The organism is Desulfovibrio subterraneus, assembly GCF_013340285.1.
GTDB lineage: Bacteria > Desulfobacterota > Desulfovibrionia > Desulfovibrionales > Desulfovibrionaceae > Halodesulfovibrio > Halodesulfovibrio subterraneus.
Genome location: NZ_BLVO01000001.1, coordinates 89,643 through 108,924 on the forward strand (window position 1 = coordinate 89,643; position 19,282 = coordinate 108,924).

Consider the following 19,282-nt stretch of genomic DNA (forward strand, 5'->3'; position numbering starts at 1 on the left):
GGGGTACAAAGGCGCGTTGCCTTTGCACCCCGTTTTCCATTGCGCACGGCAGCTCTCTTTTGATGAATCGGAAAGAAAAACAACGGTAATCTGGTTGACACCGTGTCACTACTCGCCCATATTTGTAGTATGGGTAAAAAAGTATTTACTGTTGCCGCATACGTTGCGGCGTGACACCACCTTATGTCTGATCACTTTCCGCCCTGCGGAAAGTGCAACAAGGCACTGACGGAGAACCATATGGCACACACGCATACCGAAGCACAGTTCAATGCCCTTACGGATGCCTTTCGAGCCCGACTGCGCAAAGTATCGGACAGCGGCCCGCCGCATGACCGGGTACAGCGCATCATGCTGGCTCTCGGCTACGCCATGGCCCTGACGCCCACGGGCAACCCCGGTTTTACACGCCCCACCATGTACAAAGGCATGACGGTGAACGTGTGGGTTGCGGATGAATCCATTTCATCGTGGCCCCGCTCGCTGCTGGCTCCTGTCTGGGTGGGATATTATACCCCCGATGAACCTGTGGAGCTTATCCAGTTCCACGAATACGAAAAGCTTGTGGACTACCTGCGCGAGTTTCATCCGGAAGCCTTCCAGACCCCTTCCGAACTGGCGGCAGGCCAGAGCTAGCGGCCGTTTCCGGACACGCGGGCGCACCGCAAGCCCGCCCCTTTCGCACATCTGCTGCGGCAGGACGCATTTTGCCGTCCCCCTTTCAGCTTCCCTGCGCATTGCTTTACGCATCGGCATGTTGACGCTTGTCGCCCGCACAGCTATTCTCCCTAGTTGCACATCAATGTAAGGAGATGCGTTTCATGCTCGACCTCAAGCTTATTCAAAGAGACCCCGAGATCATCATCAATGCCCTGAAAAAGCGGCATTCCAAGATAGACGTGAGTGAATTTCTCACACTGGACGGACGCCGCCGTTCCCTGCTCAGCGAAGTGGAAGCGCTGAAAGGCGAACGCAACAAGGCATCCGAAGAGGTCGCAAAGATCAAGCGCTCCGGGGGCGACGCTTCCGACCGCATCGCCGAACTGGGCAACCTGTCCGACCGCATCAAGACGCTGGACGTTGAAGCCGAAGAAATCGTCGCCAAGGTGAACGAATGGCTGATTTCCGTGCCCAACATGCCGCATGAATCCGTACCCGAAGGGGCCGACGAAAACGACAACGCAGAGCTGCACAAGTGGGGCACCAAGCCCGAATTCAGCTTCAAGCCCAAAGAACACTGGGAAATTGCAGAGCAGCTCGGCGGCCTTGATTTCGAACGCGGTGCAAAGCTGGCCGGTTCGCGCTTCACCGTGCTGTGGGGCTGGGCTGCCCGCCTTGAGCGCGCTCTGGTGAACTTCTTCCTCGACATCCAGACCCGCGAACACGGGTACACCGAAATGTGTCCGCCCGCCATCGTGAACAGCGCCACCATGACCGGCACGGGCCAGCTTCCCAAGTTTGAGGAAGACCTGTTCAAGCTGAACTACAAAGATTTCTACCTCATCCCCACGGCAGAGGTGCCGCTGACCAACCTGCTCAGCGGCGAACAGCTCAACGAGGCTGATCTGCCCTACGCCTTTACCGCGCAGACCCAGTGTTTCCGCTCAGAGGCAGGCAGCTACGGCAAGGACACCAAGGGGCTCATCCGCCAGCACCAGTTCACCAAGGTGGAAATGGTACGCCTTGCGCACCCTGACAATTCCTTCGAGCAGCTCGAACTCATGCGCCAGCATGCGGAAGCCCTGCTGCAGCGCCTTGGCCTGCATTACCGTGTGGTTACCCTGTGCTCCGGCGACATGGGCTTCTCTGCCGCCAAGACCTATGACATTGAAGTGTGGCTGCCCGGTCAGGACAAGTACCGCGAAATCTCTTCCTGCTCCAACTGCACCGACTTCCAGGCCCGCCGCGCCAACCTGCGCTTCAAGCGCGAAGGTGCCAAGAAGCCCGAATTCGTGCACACCCTGAACGGTTCCGGCCTGCCCACGGGCCGTACCATTGTGGCCATTCTGGAGAACTACCAGCAGGAGGACGGCAGCATAGTCATACCCGAAGCGCTGCGTCCTTACATGGGCGGAATCGAAGTGATTACCCCCGACATGGCGGCCGGCAGATAGAAATTTTCACTGCCCACCCGATTCCGGGTTGACAAGGGCAGTGAGATCTCTATATACATGCCCCCTCGCATGGGTCGTTAACTCAGTCGGTAGAGTATCTGCCTTTTAAGCAGAGAGTCGCAGGTTCGAGCCCCGCACGACCCACCATGTGAACACAAGCGGTTAGCCTTAAACAGGCTAACCGCTTTTTCTGTTCTCATAGACGTGCGGGCAAGCCCCCCACCTCTCAATGCCTGCCAAGCTTGCCAATGCCTATGCACAACCGGCAACTCCGGCAGCAAGAGAGCCCCCCTTCTCCACGCAAAAAAGCCGCCCCGCAGCCGAGGCTACGGGGCGGTCTGAAGGTCCTTCATCGTTCGTTCCGGAAGGACTTATTCGTCCTTCACATCCTCTAACGTAATCAAGTCATTGAGAAGATCATGCTCGATTACACATTCGTTATCGCCCACACAATTTGTGCACGGGCCGGGGTAATCCATATTGGGCATGGGAGAACCTCCCTGATTAGTTCGTTAATGAAACCTAGTCATGCCTTTAAGTATAAACACCCCTGACCGATTGGCAAGGTGATAATGAGAATTATTTTCAAATGAGTTCATTTCTCTGAAGCTCCCCCAAAACCATTTCTCCGGCCTCCCTCACCTGCCACACTGGGGCAGCGGCGCGGGGTGCCTGAAGCGGCCTACGCCCTGCGCAGCATGGCCGCGTAGAAAAATTCCATGTAGGGCGAATCCTGCGGGCTCTGCCATTCACGCTCCAGCCGTATGCCTTCTGTCCGCTCAAGGAAGGCGGCTATCTGGCGCTCGTTCTCGTCGGGGTTCACGGTGCAGGTCACATAGATCAACCTGCCCCCCGGAGCGAGATGGCCTGCGATATTGTCAAGAATGGCCGCCTGCGTGGCGATAAGGTCGCGCACGCCTTCAGGTGTGCGGTGATAGCGGGCATCCGGCCGACGGGAAAGCGTGCCCAGACCGGAACACGGCACATCGGCAAGAATGGTACGGAATGCGACTTCGCCCACTTCTTCCCATACTTCCGGAGCAACAGGGTCGGCAGCAGAACGGAGCAGCGAGAACGGCGGTTCAATGCCGAGCCGCTCCAGTTCTTCGCGCATACCGCGCAGGCGCTCGCGGGAGGTGTCGCTGGCATAACGCACAGGCACTCCCGCCTCAAGCAGGGCGATAGTCTTGCCGCCGCGGCCGCAGCAGCAATCCCACACAGGACCCTGCCACTTTTCCGGCTCAGTCACGGCAAGCACTTCCTGCGAGGCAAACGACTGACGGGATATCTGCCCTTCCGAAAGCATGGATTTCATGCCCACGGGCGCAGCACCGGCAGGGAACAGCAACGAGTAGCCATTGCGCTTGAGACAATCGGGATGCGCCGCAAGTTCTTCAATCAGAGTATCGGCACCCGGCTTGGTGCGGTTCACACGCAGGCCCACTGGCGCAGAAGAAATTCCCGCCGTCAGGTAGGCGAGCGTATTTTCTTCGCCATACGCGGCAAGCCACATCTGCACGATCCATTCAGGGCAGGAATACCACACGGCCAGCTGCTTCGAACGCGGCATGCCAGCAGTCAGGGCCTGCATGTCATGCGCTTCGCCGCCCATGCGGTCGAGGTTGCGCAGTACGGCGTTCACCAGCTTGCCCAGCCCCTGCGAGAACTGACGCTTCACGTAGTTCACACACCAGTCCACGGAAGCGTAGACAGGGATACGGTCAAGATACAGCATTTCATACGCGGCAAGCCCCATCGCTATGCGGCACTTGTTCGGCAGCTTGGAATCGTCCTTGAGAAAACGGGAGAGCAGCGCGGCAATCCTGTCTTTCAGGCGCATGTACCCGTAAACAAGCTCCGTACACAGGGCGGCATCCACCATGGAAATGCGCACGCTCCGCAATCTTGCGTCCAGCGCGGCCTGCAAATCCTGACCGTGTTCCAGAATCTCGTTCACACATTCAAGGGCAACGGCCCGGGCCGGAGGAAGAAGGACGTCTTTTTTCTTGGGGTTCACAGATGCGTATCCTGATGCCGGATGCTCCGGCGCTGATTGCGGTGAGATATGAAGTACCGCTCACAGCCCTGACAACAGGTTCTTGGCGGCAATGTTCCGATGCCTTGCATACAGGGTGTTGAACATTAGCTCAATGCTAAAAATGCAGGAAGACGGCATCGGCCTTCTCCTGCCCGTTCATATGCAAGCGCTGCGCACTGCCCATCCATATTCCGCCATTACCGGCTGCTGATACGCAAAAGGCCCAATCTACACGTGCATCTCCAATCTACACGCTCATGCCCGGGCTACGCGCTCAGGCCCATTGTCGGATGCATCATGCCCGCAGGACGTGGCGCACTGTCCCGCTCCTGCTGGCAATGCACACACAGCGTGGCCGTGGGAGTGATCTTGAGACGCTGCACGGGAATATCTTCCCCGCACTCGGCGCATATGCCGAAATCAGCCACGTCTATGCGGTGCAGGGCCTCTTCCACCGCCCTGATCTGCTTGCGGATGCGGGCCTGTAAAGCCACGTTCATGCGCAGTTCGCTCAGGCGGGAGGCAAATTCATTTTCATCGGCGCAATACATATCCTGATCGGAGCCGGTACGATCCTGAAGACGCAGGGCGGAAAGGGTATCTTCCAGATGGCGTTCTATCTCGCGACGCTGACTGTCAGTCATGGCATTCTCCTCACGGGTGAAATGGTTTCCGATGGGCAGTGTCTATGCCATGAAAACCGCCCCCGGACATGACGCTCCGGTGACAAAACACACTACTCCGGCAACGGTTCGGTTACATTTTCCCTTCATCCTTCAATGCCGCTCAACTGTCACCGCCGCTTAACCAAATGCACACATTGCCAGCCTACATCTGGCGCATCAGGTGATCCGGACCGGCTGCCAATGGCAAACGGCCAAACAGATACACGGGCAGGCATACTGGCGGAGAACCGCCGTCAGACCCTATGGCCGGCACCTGCAACCGCAAAACCGCCACGAGGTACTCTGTATGCTGGATCAGGTTTTTCAGGAAAACACACTGAACCTCGACTTCATTCCCCCCGCCACAAAGCGCCTGCTTGCACCTGTCAAAATGCCGCTGCTGCACATATCCAAGCTGCACCGGCTGTTCACGCTCTACAGCGGCATGACACAGCGCACCTGCCCGCTGGCATTCGCACGCGAGGCACTGGATATTCTTGATGTCAGCATCAAGCTGAAAGGCGAGGGATTTGACAGCATCCCGAAAACAGGCCCGCTGGTGGTCGTCTCCAACCACCCCTTCGGCGCGCTGGAAGGGCTGGTGCTCATGGCCACGCTGCTGCCCGTGCGGCCCGACATGCAGTTTCTTGCCAACTCGCTGCTCGGCATCATCCCCGAACTGAAAAACGTGGTCATCGATGTGGACCCCTTCAATACCCGCGATGCCCGCACAAAGAACATCAGGGGGCTGCGCAGCGCCATAAGCCACGTGGGCGCAGGCAACAGCCTTGCGGTATTTCCTTCCGGCGAGGTCTCGCACCTGCAGCCCGCCCACCGCGGCATAATGGACCCGCAATGGAACAGGAACGTGGCCCGGATCATCCGCAAGACAGGGGCGGATGTGCTGCCCCTCTACTTCCATGGCCGCAACAGCATCATGTTCAACCTCATGGGCCTCATGCATCCGCTTGCGCGCACCGCACTGCTGCCCCGCGAGCTGCTGAAGAAGCAGGGCTCCTCGGTTAAGCTCAGTGTAGGCAAGATCATCCCATCCTCCCTGCTGACAGGCCAGCACGGCCTTGCTTCGGAAGACGATGTCACCAACTACCTGCGGGTACGCAGCTACTCCATGCGCCAGCACGAAGAACGCCGCATATTTGCCCTGCCCTTTGTGCGCAAGGCACCGGAGCCTATGCCCATTGCCCTTGCGCGCCCCAAGGCGAGCCTGCTCATAGAGATGGACGAGCTACCGCAGGAACAGATTCTGCTGCGCGAAAACGGCTATACCGTCTTCGAGGCACGGGCCTTTCAGATGCCCAACATACTCCACGAACTCGGCCGCCTGCGCGAAGCCACCTTCCGCCCCGTGGGCGAAGGCTCCGGTCGTGATCTCGATCTTGATCCATACGATTATGAATACAACCACATCATCCTGTGGAATGATGCGGACCAGCAGATAGCCGGAGCATACAGATTGGGGCAGGTGCGCAAGCTCACCACCACGGCAGGCTCCAAGGGATTGTACTGCTCATCTCTGTTCAAGTTGAAAAAGCCCTTCTTCGCGAAATACGGCGATTCCGTGGAACTGGGCCGCGCCATTGTGCACCCCGACTACCAGCGCGACTACAACCCGCTCATGCTGCTCTGGAAGGGCATAGGCCAGTTCGTGCTGCGCCGCCCCAAACTGCGCTATCTCTTCGGCCCGTGCAGCCTGCCGCTGGTGTTCAACCACTACACCCTTTCCACGACCATGCGGTATCTCGACACCCACCATACGGACAGGGAGCTTGCCACCATGGTCCTTGGCCGCAAGCAGCCTAAGCTGAAGCCCCCCAAAGGTGTGACCCACGATATCAATATAGAGAACCTGTCCTTCTCCGGCCTGAACGGGCTGGTAAAGGACATGGAAGACGGGCGCACCCTGCCAATCCTCTTTAAGCACTACCTGAAGCTGGGCGGCAGAATAGGCGCGTTCCATGTGGACAGCAGCTTCGGCACACTCGATGCCTTTCTGCTCATAGACCTCACGCAGGCCCCCGCCAACATGCTTGCCCGATACATGGGCAAGGAAGCCGCAGCACGATTCATCAGCCTTCATGAACAGGACGGGCAGGAAACACGGCAAGACATTTCAGCCGGATAATCACCGCGTCTACTCCATTGTTCCGACAGTATCCGGTAACATCCGACAGCTTCCGGCTGCATCCGGCAGCATCCGGTAACATCCGGCCTGCGCGACAAACTCTTGCCGCCATGCGGCAAGGCAGGAAGGATGCAGGCCCCGCTCCGGAATACCCCGCCGGAGCGGGGCTGGTCCGGAGGCCCTTTTCGGACACACATTTCGGCACGCGTTTCGGGCGATTGTTTTAGCGCACAATTTAGCGCTCGTTTCAGTTGTACTTTTCTGGCGCACATTTCTGCCCCATACATAAGGGCATTGTTCCGGCACATTCGGCGCGCTCTCGTTCCGTGCACTCTACAGCTTCGCAATCAGGCTCCCATAGTGGCGCGCAACGGCTTTTCCTTGCGGTTTTTCGGCTTCGCGGGCAAAAATGACAGGGCGGCAAACGCCGCCCCGACATAACGCAATACTCGCGAATCAACCTCGCGAAACGGAGGTCACATGGAACTGAAGCTTGTTTCCGTTGAAAATCCCGATGCCCTGAACCTCATGTTCGGCCAGTCCCATTTCATAAAGACCGTGGAAGACATTCACGAAGCCATAACCTGCGCTGTGCCCGGCGCCAAATTCGGTATCGCCTTCTGCGAAGCTTCCGGCGACTGCCTCATCCGCTGGAGCGGCACCGACGAAGCCCTGATTGAACTGGCAAAAAAGAACGCACAGGCCGTGGGCGCAGGCCACACCTTCTTCATTTTCATGCGCGACATGTTCCCCATCAATATCAAGAACACCATCATGGCCGTGCCTGAAGTGGTCCGCCTGTTCTGCTGCACCGCAAACCCCCTGCAGGTTGTGGTTGCGGAAACCGAACAGGGCCGCGGCGTCATGGGCGTTATCGACGGCTTCAGCCCCGCAGGGGTGGAAACCGAGGCAGACATTGAAAAGCGCAAGGGCTTTCTGCGCATGATCGGCTACAAGGCCAAGGGCTAGAGAGCAGGTTGCCGACCATGCAGATTGCTACCATGGCCAAAAGCCCCCTGCGGCAGATGCAGTACCCCACCGATCTGGACGCCTTTCTTGCCGGACGGGGCGGGCATCTGGGCGGCACCATGCATTGTGCGCGGTATATGGGCTCCCGTGTCCTGTGGGACAGCAGCACCGGCGAGTTCATTTCAGAAGAAGGCGTGAGCATGTCCGGACTGGATCACCTCACCCCTGAATTCCAGTTGGTGCTGCAGCATGCAGAAGCAGAGCTCGGCTGCCCTATCCATCTGGACGGCGTGCTCATACCCGTGCAGCAGGGTAACCCGCACTTCCGCATATACGACATCTTCACCCCCGCGGACGCTGCTCCGGTAACGCTGTGGCGGGAGATAAACCTGCTGGCAGACATGTTTGCCCGAATAGACCGTCAAACCGTCTATACCCGCCCTGTGCAGTACTTCCACACCTCCAGCATGGACAGCGAAAAACGCATCTCCCGCTGGCTGAAAACATGGACAACCCGTCCGGGATGCGGCGGCGTGTTCTTCAAGGACATGGAATTCATCTACACTCCCAATGCTCCGGCACAGGGTGCCTGTGTTGCTTTGGGGCGGAAAGGCTGACAGCAGCATGCAACGCGCTCACCACATGAGCAATAACAGACAGCGCATCTTGTATTTACAGGGCAGGCACCAGCCTGCCCTGTGTTTTTTGAACAAATAGCGACATTTTCAACCTTACAATTTTCGTGACAAACAAATTCAACCATGCAACTGTCTGCTCAATCACACCGCTACATTTATATATGGCGAAAAATGCCAACTTAGCGGGGTTATGAATCATTAGCAGAGGGGAAGTACAATGAACCTGTCGGTACGGTACAAAATTCTATTTCTCATAGCCGTAACCATCCTGGTGGCGCTCGCAGGATACGTGCTGTTGCTTGGCAACATCCGCAAAATGGAGGTCCAGCATGAACAGCAGGCCCGCGTTGCCATAGAAAACCGCATCGCCACCGAAGCTGAAAAAATCAACACCTACATGGCGGTAATGGAAAATGTTGCAGACAACATCGCCTCCGGCGGTGAAGGTTTACAGCTTGTCCAGCGCGCAGCCGCCCAGACAAACGGCACAGACATCGCCCCGCAGGTGCAGGCCTACCTCACCTCAATCATCTCCAAGTATCCCAATGCCATAGGCTGTGGCCTGTGGTACGAACCCGACCGTTTTGCAGAAGAAAAAAAATATTTCGGCCCCTATGTGTACTGGGACGGCGGCAAGACCGTATTCACCATGGAATACAACACGCCGGAATATGATTACCACAATCAGGACTGGTACACGCAGGCCATTCCCAAAAACTGGGACCGCAACAAACGCCGCGATTCGCGGGTTTACTGGTCGGCACCCTATCTGGATACCGGCGGCACCAAGTCGCTGATGATCACCGTGGGCGGCATCATGTACAGCCCGGACGGCCGCATAGAGGGCATGTCCACCTTCGACCTGAACATGAACAACCTCAAAGAGGTCGTGGGCAACATCCGCATCACAGAATCGTCACAGGCCTTCGCTGTTGATACCCGCAGCGGACTCATCACCGCCTACCCCGCAGAGGATGACCTCGTCACCCAGCCCACCAGTCAGCTTCCCTTCTACAATCAGGTCGCGGAAGCGCTGCAGCTCAAGGCAGGCGAGCGCACACACTTCACCACCGAAATCAACGGCCGCTCCCAGTCCGTCTACTACAGCGTAACCCCCACGGGCATGGGCCTCGGCGTTGTGGTGCCGGACGACGAACTCTTTGCAGAAGTCTATGCCATCGCCAAGGCCAACACCATGACCACCATCGGGGCCATTGCCGCGCTGCTGGTGCTCTCCGGCGTCATTCTCATGGTGCTCAACGCCATGGTCATCCGCCCCATTCTCAACCTTGCCGACTATTCGGCCTCGGTTGCGCAGGGCAATCTTGATGCGACGATAACAGGCACCTACAACAGCGAATTCGGCAAGCTCAAAAACTCCATGTTCTCCATGGTGGCAACACTGAAAGAGAAGATGCACGAGGCCGAGCGCCATACCGAACAGGCTGAGGCAAGCGCGCAGGCGGCTGAACAGGCCAAACTGGTGGCGGAAGAAGCCACCCGCAGAGCTGAAAGCGCCAAGCGCGAAGGCATGCATCAGGCCGCACAGCGTCTGCGCGGCGTGGTGGAGATCGTCTCCTCCGCCTCTGACAAGCTTGCCGCCCAGATAGACGAATCCAGCCGTGGAGCGGAAGAACAGTCCGCCCGCGTGAGCGAGACGGCCACCTCCATCGAGGAGCTGAGCGCCTCGGTCATGGAAATTGCCCGCAATGCCGAAAACACCTCCACGCTGACAGAAGAATCGCGCAAGGCCGCCGAAGCCGGTTCTGACCAGTTCAAGATAGTCCTCAACGACGTATCCGAGGTGGAAAAGGGCTTCCAGTCCATCCATGGTTCCGTGGACGAACTGAGCCGTCAGGCCGACGGTATCGGCGCCATTGCCCAGACCATCGAGGACATTGCCGACCAGACCAACCTGCTTGCCCTGAACGCCGCCATTGAAGCGGCCCGTGCGGGCGACGCCGGACGCGGCTTTGCAGTGGTTGCCGACGAAGTGCGCAAGCTGGCGGAAAAGACCATGACCGCCACCAAGGAAGTGGGGCAGTCCATCAACGCCATTCAGTATGCCGTGCGCAGCACCCTTTCCAGCATGGACCAGAACAAAGGCGTGCTGGCCAAGTCCGTTGCCGGTGTGAGCAAAGCGGAAGACCTGCTTGGCAGCATCGTGGCGCTTGCGCTGGATGCATCGGATCAGGTGCGCACCATTGCCACCGCAGCGGAGCAGCAGTCCGCCGCAACGGAAGAGATCAACCATTCCGTGGGCGACGTGAGCCGCATATCCGACGACACCGCACAGGCCATGCGCCTCGCAGAGGCCGCCATGAACGAGCTGAGCGAGCAGGCCGCAGAGCTGCGCAAGCTCATCACGGAGCTTGAAGCCCAATAACCCACCCGCCAGACAAAACAACAAAGGCCGGAGGCACATATGTGTCTCCGGCCTTTCAATTGAAGAACGTTTTGTTTTTATTCGCCTCCGGCGGGCAGGAACCTAACGTTCCTGCACCTCGTGTAAGCGATGCAAATCCGTTGGAGGGACCCCAGTTCCGGCTTAACGGAAATGCGGCATTACTGAACATGAGCGCCTTTCCGATTGTTGGCGAAGAGAATTTTTATTTTTCGCCTCCGGCGGGCTGGAACCTAGCGCTCCTGCACCTCGTATAAGCGATACATTTATGTTTTTTGACTTCAGCCCCAGCTTAAGTCCGTTTGTTTCTTATTCACAACAAAGGCCGGAACCACAGTGTGATTCCGGCCTGTTCAATTTCGTCTGTCTGCCCGCGGTCAACGCTTACAGAATAGGCAGGTAGTTCTTGATTTCGTATTCAGAAACGTGGGTGCGGTAGCCATCCCACTCGATGAGCTTGTTGCCCACAAGGTTGCGGTGCATGTGCTCGCCGAGCACGCTCTTCACCAGCTTGGAGTCCTTCATCAGCATGGCGGCTTCGTACAGCGAACCGGGCAGAGAATCGATGCCCTTGGCGGTCAGGTCTTCGCTCTCCATGGCAAAGATGTTCTCTTCCACGGCGGCGGGCAGCTCATAGCCCTTTTCAATGCCTTCAAGACCGGCACCGAGCATAACGGCAAAGGCGAGATAGGGATTGGCTGCCGGATCGGGGCTGCGCAGTTCGATGCGGGTGGCAGCTTCCTTACCGGGCTTGTACATGGGGACACGGATCAGCGCAGAACGGTTGCGCTGCGCCCATGCGATGTACACGGGAGCTTCATATCCGGGCACCAGACGCTTGTAGGAGTTTACCCACTGGTTGGTAACGCAGGTGAATTCCTTGGCGTGGGTGAGCAGACCTGCAATGTATGCGCGGGCTTCGCCGGAAAGGTGATGCGGGTCGTTGGGATCGAAGAAGGCGTTCTTGCCGTTCTTGAACAGCGACTGATGCACATGCATGCCGGAACCGTTTTCGCCGAAAATGGGCTTGGGCATGAAGGTGGCGTAGCAGCCGTGCTTGCGGGCCACTTCCTTGACCACAACCTTGTAGGTCATGGCAATGTCGGCCATCTTCATGGCTTCGTTGTAGCGCAGGTCGATTTCGTGCTGCGAGGGGGCGACTTCATGGTGGGAGTATTCCACCGGAATGCCCATGCGCTCCAGCGCAAAGATGATTTCACGGCGCACGTCGTTCCCGAGGTCAAGCGGCGGGGCATCAAAATAGCCTCCGAAATCAAGCGGCTGCGGCGAAGTGGAACTTGCGAACAGGAAGAACTCCAGCTCGGGTCCCACATAATATGTGTAGCCCTTCTGCGCGGCACGCTCCACCAGCTTGCGCAGGATGTAACGCGGATCGCCTTCATACGGGGTGCCGTCGGGGCTCTTGATATCGCAGAACATGCGGGCCACAGGCCGCTCAAGCGGACGCCACGAGCAGATCTGGAAGGTGGTTGCGTCGGGATAGGCGACCATGTCGGATTCTTCAATGCGGGTGAATCCGAGAATGGATGAGCCGTCAAAGCCCATACCTTCTTCAAAGGCGGCTTCAAGTTCGCTCGGCGTCACCTGAAAGCTCTTCAGGTTGCCGAGAATATCGACAAACCAGAACTGCACGAAGCTTACATGAAACTCCTTAACGGCCTTGATAACGTCATCACCGTTCTTGCAGTTGAATACCGGATAGTTGCTCATGAAACCGAACCTCCATTGAATTATAGTCCCGCTTCGCCATCCCCGTCCGGAAGATCGCTCCCGCACATGCATTGCGAAATCAGGATCAAAATATCACTTTTTTGTGAAATAAGGCAAGAAAAGCCTGTATCGATCCGCAACCCGAACAGGGTAACCAGTGCGGGCAACCAGACAGACTGACAGGCTCGACACATACATCTGTTTCATCCATCCGGGATTCTTGTACCATCTGCCCGACCGTTTGCAAGACGCAAACGCCCCCTCACACCATATTCCTCCGTTCTTCTCCCGCAGCCGCCCGCACTGGAAGGCATGCTCCTGACACACCATATGAAAACTCACCTTTGCGAGTGCACACTTCACTTTGCACCAAAACGTCTGGGCTGTGTCAAAAAATCATACGATTCCAGCCAATTGGAGATTGTGAAAAATGGCACAATCATTGAAATATCACAAAGCATCCGGGCGTGTGGCTCGGTCAGAACCATGAGGAAGGAGAAGGAAAAGCAATGACTAAAGGTATTTCTCGTCGTCAGATGTTGACTGCTCTCGGTGGTGCCGTGGTCGGCGGCGCCCTTGTTTCCGCCATGCCCGCAGTGGCCGCCCCCACACTGCCCATGGGACAGGTATGGACGCCCCACAAGCTCGATCCCGTTGCCTGCGCCCCCTATGCCCACGAAGGATACTGGCATAACGGCTATGGCTGCTGCTACGGCGTATTCTACAGCATTGTCGGCACCATGGGTGAAAAATACGGCGCGCCCTACAATCAGTTCCCCTTCCACATGATGGAAGTAGGCAAGAGCGGCATTTCCGAATGGGGTACCATATGCGGCGCCCTGCTGGGTGCGGCTTCGGCCTTTGCCATGTTCTGGGGCCGCAAGGAACGCGATCCCATGGTTGACGAGCTGTTCCGCTGGTATGAAAAGACCGCCCTGCCCGTATACAACCCCGGTGCCGACAGCCGCGTTCCCGACGCCATTCCCACCAACGTGGCCGGTTCCGTGCTCTGTCACGTCTCCGTATCCAAGTGGTCTTACGAGACCGGCATCGACGCCAACTCCAAGGTCCGCTCCGAGCGTTGCGGCCGCCTGACAGCAGACGTGGCCATGAAGGCCATCGGAATCATGAACGCCAAGATCGACGGCACGTTCAAGGGCGCATTCGCCAAGCAGGATTCCGTTGCATACTGTGGCGACTGCCACGGCAAGGGCAAGCAATCTCCGCTGCTCAAGGGCAAGCAGGACTGCACCCCCTGTCACTCCGGAACCGACCACACCCAGAACAAATTCAAGAACCACCCCTAGGCTGCGCCCACAGGGCGGGGAGCGTTTCCTCCATACAGAAGGCCGCCCTTTCGGGCGGCCTTCTCTAGTTATCCAATCAACGAAGCAAAACGAGCGCCATAATACACCTTTCCCTGCGCAAGGAGCTACTGCCGAGAGGCAAACAAAAGGCGGAACTGACGCCGTATTTTAGGCGAAGCAAATGGCACACTTCCCATGACAATAACTATACATGTCCGAAAGACGATGTCATTTTGAATATCTGCGATGTTTATCGAATGCAGCAAATAGATTGCCATATACGGAATAAGCAGATAAAGGCAACGCATTATAAATGCATTCCACAATCTCAACAGTGTAATTGTCGAAAAAAACAACGTTACTGAGTATAAAAAATAGGAAATACCGAGAGTTGCAGGGCCGTAATAAGGCCACAACAGCCAATTAGTAACCATGCTAACTATTGTCGATAACAAAAGAGAAAAAGAATAACTCCTATTCTTTAGTGATATATTCAACCCACGCAACAGGACATAGCCTGCAACATGCGCCCACAACCCCAATATGGACCATGAGAGTATAGAGGCCGTAAGGACAACGTCAGCCTCACTAAACTCTCCGCGTCCGAATAGCAGTTCCACAATAAGGTTGCTGGAGGCAAAAAGCCAGTATGAGCAAAGACTCCCGACCAACAGGATGGGGGCAATAATTTCTATCAGTCGGGTCCGCAGACGTTCAATATCATAGTGACTTAAATGGCTAAGAATGGCGTAGCCCAAAGGCATAGCAACCAGCGCCATACCCGTCTCGCAAATGAACCGCGAGTAATCGAGGGCAGGAATGGTTTTGCCACCCATATGGGAAGCAACAATCCTTTCCAACGCGAGATTGCCTTGCACCAGCAGCGGAACGGGAAGGAGCGGGAGAGTCGTTTTGAAAAACGTTCCAGCCAATATCCACACACGGGATCGCAAAATTGGCATGGAAACCGGAGGAATAAGTGCGCGGGTTCTGTAAAGCGCTATGAGCAAATGGCTAAACCACCCCACGTTTAAGCCCCAGGCAAGCAGCCGGACTTCGCTGAAAAAAGAGAAGAGAACAATGCCGGCAAGAAGCCCAAGACTCTGGAGAGAAGCCTGAATCGCTGCAATAAGTGAATTGCCTCGGACCATTTCAAGAATGGAAAGCGTCACGGCCATGACGAACGCAGGCAGACCTAAAGAGGTAATACGCAGAAAGTCAACAGCGAGCTCATGCTCATCACCATTAAGCCCCGGGGCCAAGGACTGTATCCAGAACGGGGCATAAAGATGTAATAAGACAGAGACGCATAAGGAAAAAATGAGGGTAACACTCAAAAAAAACCAGAAAATACAAGCGGCTTTGGCCTCATCTTTGTCAGACCAGGCTTTCCCGAACAAAGGCATGAACCCGCCAGTGACCGGCTCTGACGTTAGCAGCTTTCCGGGAATAGTGACGCAGGACAGGCTAAGCCTGCAGGCCATAGCGGCCACTCCGGTCCCGAACATAGACGCCATGAACAATTCCCGCAGCAAGCCGAGAATTTTTCCGAGAACTCCCCAAAAGAAAAACGTAAAGAAAAATCGGCGCATGGAGCAGTTCCTGCTAGCTCAATATGCTTTTATATAGCGTCGCGAGCATTCGGCCCTGCACTCTCGCATCGAAGCGGGAAAGCATGTACTCTCTACCGGCAACACCCATTTCAGCGGCCCTCGTCGGATTGGACAAAACCGCCTTCATGGCCTCTGCCAGCAACTCCGGGGCTGCTTCTGGCACCAGAAAACCTGTCACACCATCCTTAACGGCTTCATTGAAAGCTGCATGATGGGTTGCAACTACAGGCACCTCCATGGCCTGAGCCTCGAGTACAACTTGACCGAGCCCCTCTGAGTCTCCACTTTTAGCGGTTTTGCTAGGGGCACACAAAAGGGCGGCTTTGGATAACCAGTTCTTAATTTCGTCCTGTGAGCAAAAGGGCTTAAAGTGCGTCTGCTCGGCAATCCCCAATCGCGCTGCAAGCCCTTGGAGCTCTCCCTTGAGAGGCCCATCACCAATAATTACAAGACTAGAGGCCGTCTGCTTTGGAAGCTTTGCAAAAGCCTGCAAAACATCTTCTGTACCTTTCTTTTCAACCAGTCTGGCAATGTGAAGAATTAGGCCGGTGGCACCATACGGAGAGGTTCTCACAAATTGCTGAGTATCAATACCCGTATAGAGAGTAACCGTGCGAGATTCTGAAAAACCAAGACGTAACACTCGTTCCCTGATGAACTCGGACACACAGAGAAATAAAGCGCCCTCGCGACGAAGCTCGGATCTTCTGAGAAGGTATGTTAACCAAGCGATTTTCCCACTCGTGAGAAGCGTTTTGGTCGACGCTGTCGCATCTATTCCATGAAAAGTTGTAACAAGCGGCAGTCCCAGCTTCCTGGCTATAGGCAGAGCGTAAACTGCGTCTATCCCAAAATGGGCATGTATCAAGTCTGGTTGCTGGGCATGCAACCATGACGTTAAAGCTGAATTATATCGAGTAAGGCGCTGCAAAAACCGGCATTTGGCAGCTGCAAACGCGACTGCGCCATCAGGAACTTGGCCAAGAAGTTCTGTCCCGACATAGAGAGGATCGAAACCGGACGTATGGCCAGCCTGTGTTGTAATGAAAGGCTCAGATGCTGCAAACAACTGGTGCCTATATATAGCTACTTTCACAACCTAATCCTGCGTTGTAGGGAAGGCTAGCCCCAAAGTTACACCACTCATCCCTGCCAACAAAGCCGCACTATGAAATTCGCCTACCGGCTCTGCATTAGAGACAAGCCCCTGTGCTACCATCCAAAAAAAAGACAAAAAAGTACAAAAGGCAAAATCTTTATACGGGGAAGAGAGGACTTGAGTCGCCCTGAATAGACTGTGAAGCATACCTAGATGAAACAACACTGCAAAAATAAGAGCAGGGATACCGAAATAAACCCCGATTTTCAGATACACGTTGTGAGACTGCATGACTCTGAATTTCACCCCGCCAACCTCTTCCAGTTGATTAGGAGAATTTCCCAGCAGAGGTCGCTGTAAAAGCAGGCTGTATGAATGCTTCCAGAGCTGTAACCGTGTACCATAGTTAGCAGCCGTATTGTTTGCATGGTATGTCAGCATTTTTTGAGACTGCTTTGCAGCATTCACAACCGTAGGGGCATTGAATTGCTTAACAATATTCCCTGTAGTGAACGAAATTACCAAGCTGACGCAAAGGCACGTGGCTATGAAAATACGACAACTTCTTCTTTCACGGATAAACATCCACAGGGCGATAACCAAGGCCGCAACATACGCAGATTTAGACCCTGTCGCTGGCACTGCAGTGAGAAGTAGCAAACTGGCGATGAGAAGAATCTTACTAGATGTTGCCTTGTAGAGGCCATAGCTTGCCAAACAGGAAATGCCTGTGAACACAGCAGCATAATTGGCATTGGGGAAAACACCCCCAGCCTTTCTAGAATCCATGTATGAATTCGCCAACTCGGTTGCTCTTAAAATATAATCAACCCTGTTTGGGTTAATAAAAATTTTTGCGATTGGTAGATGATAAAAGTACTGTTCTGCAGGATGGTGAACCCGAAAAAGGATAATGAGAACAGCATTTATTGAGGAAAAAGCAATAGCAGTATAGAATGGAAGACGCCATTCCACTTTGCTTGATGCTAAATAATAGCCACATATCAAAATAGATACGAACGGCATATTGTAAAACATCACCTTCAGCAAATAATCTTTCTCTTGGTGCGCAGGCAGGACCAAGACCATCCACGCAAACATAGCCAACAGGGGAATTGTGACCTTGTGCGCAGAAGAAAGCCCAAATACAGGAACAAATGCGTAGCACACATACGCAGCAAGCATTGATAGGGATAAATAAACCCCAAATATGGAAACAGTATAAATCTGTAGCGGAGCTATAGAAACTGCAATAAAAAAAACGTAACGTTGTAGCAACAAGCTGTCTTCGCTTTTGAACGTGAACATATCTACATCACGCAACACAACCCTATGCAACCGACTCTACGATTTGCCGTACAACCGCATTCCAGTCATTAACTTCTGACTTGCTATTCTTGCTCTTGGGCGCCCCAAGGGCACTTTCCATCGCCTCAACGATACTCCCAACGTCATCAGGAGTATAATAAAAAGCATTATCTCTATGTATATCAATAAACTCCGGGGCAACTATGGGAAGTCCTACATATCTATATTGATGCACTTTTAGCGTGTCGCTAAATGAAGAAGCGTGCTGATTCTTTTTTTGCAGAGTAATTAGACCCACATCTGCATGCTTTATATAAGGGACTGTTTCTTCAAATGGAATTTCTGAAGTATATTTAACGTTACCCTTCTGAATCTTAGCGGAAAAAGGACCAATTATCGTAAATGTACACTCAGGAAATTCACTGCTCGCAATGTCAATAAAGTTCTCATCCAGCAAGGAAACACCCACAAAAACGCAATTGGGAGAATGAGTGTATGGAGATGCAGAAGGTGCGTCGAAAAGCGATGTCGCTACCCCGTGATACTGGAGCTTTGCATTGGAAGAGTTTTTAAATTTTCCTTCAATAAGCGTTTTATGCGGAACACTTATCAAGTCAAATTTATCAAGCAAGGACTCTTCTATCTCTATAAGACGCTGCGAAGTGGAGCGGTGCGTACGAATATCGTCCGAAGCCCTGTATACCTTTTTAGCTGCAGGATTCAGCCCTGAAAGCCTATCGAACAAAAAAAGACCATTCATGCTTTCATAGATAACCATATCAGCTTGATGTATCTTATCAATAAACAAGGGGTCCATAGGAAACAACGGATACTTGTCCCACAAAGGCTTTACAATATGCTCAAGACTAGACAAAGGCATCGCAATCGGATGCCAAAGCGGAAAATAAACGTAGCTGAAATAGCGATCTTCTATCTGAACAAGCCTGTTTGCCTCTCGACGTAACGATTTATACTGAAGGCGATGATCGTGAATCAGATACGAAAGCCAACTAATTCCAGTTGTGACAAACGTTACAGAGTGGCCCTGTTCCCAAAAAGCCTGGGCAAGCCAGTGAAACCCTGCTCTTCTCTTTGACTTGCAATAATGCGCTGAAATTAAAACAATATTCATAATATTAATTGCCAGATATCATCCGCCCTTCGCATGTCAATATACGCAGGCAAGGTCGATTGTGTGCTAGTTGTTACGTCAAAGAATGTTGTATAGTTGCAACACGCAAGCCTGCCGCAGC

General features: G+C 54.5%; 14 protein-coding genes and 1 tRNA gene. 8 read left to right on the plus strand and 7 right to left on the minus strand.

What is annotated here, in order from left to right; translation table 11 throughout:
• The first annotated feature begins 240 nt into the window (after positions 1-240).
• From HUV30_RS00355 to HUV30_RS00365, 3 genes are all read left to right on the plus strand, one after another.
• Positions 241-636, plus strand: a complete 396-nt coding sequence (locus HUV30_RS00355) for a hypothetical protein (protein WP_174403420.1) — start codon at positions 241-243, stop codon at positions 634-636.
• A gap of 185 nt (positions 637-821) precedes the next feature.
• Entirely contained in the window at positions 822-2,114 is a 1,293-nt protein-coding gene (serS, locus tag HUV30_RS00360; RefSeq protein WP_174403421.1) for a serine--tRNA ligase, read from the plus strand.
• Positions 2,115-2,185: 71 nt separating this feature from the next.
• Positions 2,186-2,261, plus strand: a tRNA-Lys gene (locus HUV30_RS00365).
• A gap of 535 nt (positions 2,262-2,796) precedes the next feature.
• Here the strand turns inward: HUV30_RS00365 and HUV30_RS00370 are convergent.
• Together HUV30_RS00370 and HUV30_RS00375 are read right to left on the minus strand one after the other, a co-directional pair.
• Positions 2,797-4,131, minus strand: coding sequence for a transcription antitermination factor NusB (locus HUV30_RS00370; RefSeq protein WP_174403422.1), 1,335 nt, complete (start codon positions 4,129-4,131; stop codon positions 2,797-2,799).
• A 287-nt stretch (positions 4,132-4,418) separates the two neighbouring features.
• Complete coding sequence (locus tag HUV30_RS00375; RefSeq protein ID WP_174403423.1) at positions 4,419-4,796, minus strand: TraR/DksA family transcriptional regulator; 378 nt, start codon at positions 4,794-4,796, stop codon at positions 4,419-4,421.
• A 328-nt stretch (positions 4,797-5,124) separates the two neighbouring features.
• On the opposite strand from HUV30_RS00375, the gene HUV30_RS00380 reads away from it, so the two are divergent.
• The 4 genes from HUV30_RS00380 to HUV30_RS00395 all read left to right on the plus strand — a co-directional run bounded on the left by HUV30_RS00380 (position 5,125) and on the right by HUV30_RS00395 (position 10,953).
• Positions 5,125-6,960, plus strand: a complete 1,836-nt coding sequence (locus tag HUV30_RS00380; RefSeq protein WP_243452020.1) for a bifunctional lysophospholipid acyltransferase family protein/GNAT family N-acetyltransferase — start codon at positions 5,125-5,127, stop codon at positions 6,958-6,960.
• Between the two features lie 480 nt (positions 6,961-7,440).
• Positions 7,441-7,929: an adenosine-specific kinase gene (locus tag HUV30_RS00385; RefSeq protein ID WP_174403424.1), complete on the plus strand. Its 489-nt coding sequence runs from the start codon at positions 7,441-7,443 to the stop codon at positions 7,927-7,929.
• A gap of 17 nt (positions 7,930-7,946) precedes the next feature.
• Complete coding sequence (locus tag HUV30_RS00390) at positions 7,947-8,546, plus strand: hypothetical protein (RefSeq protein WP_174403425.1); 600 nt, start codon at positions 7,947-7,949, stop codon at positions 8,544-8,546.
• 238 nt (positions 8,547-8,784) lie between these two features.
• Positions 8,785-10,953, plus strand: a complete 2,169-nt coding sequence (locus HUV30_RS00395; protein WP_174403426.1) for a methyl-accepting chemotaxis protein — start codon at positions 8,785-8,787, stop codon at positions 10,951-10,953.
• Positions 10,954-11,355: 402 nt separating this feature from the next.
• Here the strand turns inward: HUV30_RS00395 and HUV30_RS00400 are convergent, their stop codons facing one another.
• Positions 11,356-12,702: a glutamine synthetase family protein gene (locus HUV30_RS00400; RefSeq protein WP_174403427.1), complete on the minus strand. Its 1,347-nt coding sequence runs from the start codon at positions 12,700-12,702 to the stop codon at positions 11,356-11,358.
• A gap of 509 nt (positions 12,703-13,211) precedes the next feature.
• Between HUV30_RS00400 and HUV30_RS00405 the strand changes: the two genes are divergently transcribed.
• Positions 13,212-14,009 (plus strand): split-Soret cytochrome c, encoded by a 798-nt coding sequence (locus tag HUV30_RS00405; protein ID WP_174403428.1) that lies wholly within the window; start codon positions 13,212-13,214, stop codon positions 14,007-14,009.
• 125 nt (positions 14,010-14,134) lie between these two features.
• Here HUV30_RS00405 and HUV30_RS00410 read toward each other — a convergent pair whose 3' ends face one another.
• From HUV30_RS00410 to HUV30_RS00425, 4 genes are read right to left on the minus strand one after another with little or no spacing between them, the layout of a single operon-like run.
• A complete protein-coding gene (locus tag HUV30_RS00410) occupies positions 14,135-15,601 on the minus strand; it encodes a lipid II flippase MurJ (protein ID WP_174403429.1) in 1,467 nt (488 codons plus the stop codon).
• Between the two features lie 13 nt (positions 15,602-15,614).
• Positions 15,615-16,718 carry a glycosyltransferase gene (locus HUV30_RS00415; protein WP_174403430.1) on the minus strand — a complete coding sequence of 368 codons (1,104 nt, stop codon included), beginning with the start codon at positions 16,716-16,718 and terminating at the stop codon, positions 15,615-15,617.
• Between the two features lie 3 nt (positions 16,719-16,721).
• Positions 16,722-18,029 carry an O-antigen ligase family protein gene (locus HUV30_RS00420; RefSeq protein ID WP_174403431.1) on the minus strand — a complete coding sequence of 436 codons (1,308 nt, stop codon included), beginning with the start codon at positions 18,027-18,029 and terminating at the stop codon, positions 16,722-16,724.
• A 22-nt stretch (positions 18,030-18,051) separates the two neighbouring features.
• Positions 18,052-19,161, minus strand: a complete 1,110-nt coding sequence (locus HUV30_RS00425; protein ID WP_174403432.1) for a GumK N-terminal domain-containing glycosyltransferase — start codon at positions 19,159-19,161, stop codon at positions 18,052-18,054.
• Positions 19,162-19,282 lie beyond the last annotated feature (121 nt).

What these genes read in the sequence shown, in the direction of transcription:
- HUV30_RS00355 (WP_174403420.1), top strand. Translation starts at nt 241, where the DNA reads ATGGCACACACGCATACCGAAGCACAGTTCAATGCCCTTACGGATGCC.
- serS (WP_174403421.1), top strand. Translation starts at nt 822, where the DNA reads ATGCTCGACCTCAAGCTTATTCAAAGAGACCCCGAGATCATCATCAAT.
- HUV30_RS00375 (WP_174403423.1), bottom strand. Translation starts at nt 4,796, where the DNA reads ATGACTGACAGTCAGCGTCGCGAGATAGAACGCCATCTGGAAGATACC.
- HUV30_RS00380 (WP_243452020.1), top strand. Translation starts at nt 5,125, where the DNA reads ATGCTGGATCAGGTTTTTCAGGAAAACACACTGAACCTCGACTTCATT.
- HUV30_RS00385 (WP_174403424.1), top strand. Translation starts at nt 7,441, where the DNA reads ATGGAACTGAAGCTTGTTTCCGTTGAAAATCCCGATGCCCTGAACCTC.
- HUV30_RS00390 (WP_174403425.1), top strand. Translation starts at nt 7,947, where the DNA reads ATGCAGATTGCTACCATGGCCAAAAGCCCCCTGCGGCAGATGCAGTAC.
- HUV30_RS00395 (WP_174403426.1), top strand. Translation starts at nt 8,785, where the DNA reads ATGAACCTGTCGGTACGGTACAAAATTCTATTTCTCATAGCCGTAACC.
- HUV30_RS00400 (WP_174403427.1), bottom strand. Translation starts at nt 12,702, where the DNA reads ATGAGCAACTATCCGGTATTCAACTGCAAGAACGGTGATGACGTTATC.
- HUV30_RS00405 (WP_174403428.1), top strand. Translation starts at nt 13,212, where the DNA reads ATGACTAAAGGTATTTCTCGTCGTCAGATGTTGACTGCTCTCGGTGGT.
- HUV30_RS00410 (WP_174403429.1), bottom strand. Translation starts at nt 15,601, where the DNA reads ATGCGCCGATTTTTCTTTACGTTTTTCTTTTGGGGAGTTCTCGGAAAA.
- HUV30_RS00420 (WP_174403431.1), bottom strand. Translation starts at nt 18,029, where the DNA reads ATGTTCACGTTCAAAAGCGAAGACAGCTTGTTGCTACAACGTTACGTT.
- HUV30_RS00425 (WP_174403432.1), bottom strand. Translation starts at nt 19,161, where the DNA reads ATGAATATTGTTTTAATTTCAGCGCATTATTGCAAGTCAAAGAGAAGA.